1 protein-coding gene and 1 pseudogene are annotated in these 1,498 nt (G+C 76.0%); both read left to right on the forward strand.

Features of this window, described 5'->3' with window-relative positions; all coding sequences use genetic code 11:
* Positions 1-705: pseudogene (locus ACFQGU_RS16810) on the forward strand (DNA replication/repair protein RecF); the annotation flags it as partial.
* A complete protein-coding gene (locus ACFQGU_RS16815; RefSeq protein WP_386768856.1) occupies positions 698-1,288 on the forward strand; it encodes a DUF721 domain-containing protein in 591 nt (196 codons plus the stop codon). The pseudogene ACFQGU_RS16810 and the gene ACFQGU_RS16815, both read left to right, overlap by 8 nt.
* Positions 1,289-1,498: the final 210 nt, after the last annotated feature.

Here is a 1,498-nt window from a genome sequence, read left to right on the forward strand (position 1 = left end):
ATGGCGGGCGTGCGCGCGGACTACGACCGCGTGCTCAAGCAGCGCAACGCGTTGCTGAAGTCGGCGTCGGCCGCCCGCCGGGGCGGCCGCGGCTCGGACGACGTGCTCTCGACCCTCGAGGTCTGGGACTCGCACCTCGCCACCCTGGGCGGCGAGATCCTCGCTGCGCGCCTCGACCTGGTGGCCGCGCTCGGGCCGCTCGTGGCTGCGGCGTACGACACCGTGAGCTCGGGTGCCGGGCCCGCGGCCCTCGAGTACGTCTCCTCGCTCGGCCCCGACACCGAACTCGTGCCCGACCGCGCGGCACTGGTGGCGCTGCTGCTCGCAGGCATCGAGCGCCGGCGGCGCGAGGAGCTCGACCGCGGCGTCTCGCTCGTGGGACCGCACCGCGACGACCTGCTGCTGCGCCTCGGCGCTGCACCGGCCAAGGGCTATGCGTCGCACGGCGAGTCGTGGTCGTTCGCCCTCGCCCTGCGGCTCGCGTCGTACGACCTGCTCACGGGCGACGGCACGGCCGGCGGAGAGCCGGTGCTGATCCTGGACGACGTGTTCGCCGAGCTCGACACCGCGCGCCGCACCAAGCTCGCCGAGCTCGTCGCAGGGGCGGAGCAGGTGCTCGTGACCGCTGCTGTGGCGGCCGACGTGCCCGACCTCCTGGTCGGCGACCGCGTCGACGTCCTCGCCGGGACGGTGGCCCGTGCCTGACGACGACCTCTCCCCCGAGGGCGGCGGCCCCGACCCGGCCGACGCCCCGGCGCTGTCCGGCATCGACGCCGCCAAGGAGGCCCTCGCCCGGGCCCGCGCCGCCTCGAGCACCGCACCCGACCGACGGGCGACGGGCTCGACGTCGTCCCGCCGGCCCCGCCGGCCGCGCGGCCAGGACCCCGACCCTCGCAGCGGCCCAGGACCGGACGCGCGAGACCCGCAGCTGCTCGGCCCGTCGATCGACCGGATCATGCGCGAGCGCGGGTGGGAGCAGCCGACCGCGGTGGGCGGCCTCACCGGCCGCTGGGCCGAGATCGTCGGGGCCGACGTCGCCGAGCACGTGCGGCCGGAGACGTTCGAACCTGCTGCCGACGGCCGCGGCCTGCTGCTCGTGCTGCGCGCCGACTCCACGACCTGGGCGTACTCCATGCGCCAGCTGCTGCCGAACCTGCGCACCCGCCTCGATGCCGAGCTCGGGCCCGGCACGATCCGCGACATCTCGGTGCTCGGCCCCGCCGCGCCGAGCTGGAAGCACGGCAAGCTCCACGTCAAAGGCCGCGGCCCCCGCGACACCTACGGCTGACCCGGGACGGGTGCGATGAAGTCCCCTACTGGCCAGCGTCGGCTTCGCCTCCTCGGCCAGCGGGGGCCCACCTGCCCCACCGGGCGACGATGGGCGAAGCCCTCGCCCGGTAGGGGACCTCGTTGCTCAGAGCGCAACCCATCCGGCCTTCATCGTCGGCGTCGTCCACAGGGCGTGACCGTGGGCGGTGCGCCCAGGCGCCCGGCGACC

It is taken from the genome of Longivirga aurantiaca, assembly GCF_042660085.1.
GTDB classification, from domain to species: domain Bacteria; phylum Actinomycetota; class Actinomycetes; order S36-B12; family CAIYMF01; genus Longivirga; species Longivirga aurantiaca.